Raw genomic sequence first — 715 nt, 5'->3', positions numbered from 1 at the left:
CGAGGCCGCCGCCGCCCGCGCCGCCGAGGCCGCCGCGCAATCCGCCGAATCGCGCCTCAAGGCCGAGCTGGGCGGCCTGCGCGCCGCCGCCGGCGACGCCACCGGCGAGGCGGAGCCCATCGCCCGCACGCTCAATATCCCCGAGGGGCTTGAGGCGGCGCTGGGCGCCGCCCTGGGCGAGGGTCTGGAGGGCGGGCGCGGGTCCGGCGCCAACCGCTTCTGGCGGGCCCTGCCACCCTTGGAATCCGCGCCGCCGCTGCCCGAGGGAGCGGAGGCGCTGGCCGGGCTGGTCGGCGCGCCGCCGGAGCTGGCGCGCGCGCTTTCGCAGATCGGCCTCGTTGAGGATGGGGCGGCGCTCCAGGCGGCGCTCCGGCCCGGCCAGGCGCTGGTGGCGCGCTCCGGCGCGCTCTGGCGTTGGGATGGCTATGTGCTGGCGCCCGGCGCGGCCAAGGCGGGGGCCGCGCGGCTGCAGAACCTGGCCCGGCTGCGCCAGGCCGAGGCCCGCCTGGCCGAGGCCAGCCCCGCCGCCCGCGCCGCCGAACAGGCCCGTGCCGCCGCCGCCGCCGCCGAAACCCGCGCCCAGGCCGCCGAGGAACAGGCCCGCGCCGCCCGCAACGCGGCCGAGCCCGCCCATTCCCGCGCCCAGGCCCGCGCCACCGAACTCGCCGCCCAATTCGCCGCCGCCGAACGCCGCCTCGCCGAGCACACGGCCCAG

1 pseudogene is annotated in these 715 nt (G+C 81.0%); it reads left to right on the top strand.

The features are described 5' to 3' along the window. Nucleotides 1-715, top strand: a pseudogene (locus KTR66_RS25155) (chromosome segregation protein SMC); the annotation flags it as partial.

Origin of the sequence: Roseococcus sp. SDR (assembly GCF_019083995.1) — a bacterium.
In the GTDB taxonomy this organism is placed as follows: domain Bacteria; phylum Pseudomonadota; class Alphaproteobacteria; order Acetobacterales; family Acetobacteraceae; genus Roseococcus.
The sequence above is the reverse complement of the archived record's forward strand: the minus strand, read 5'-3'. Positions and strand labels throughout refer to the sequence as shown.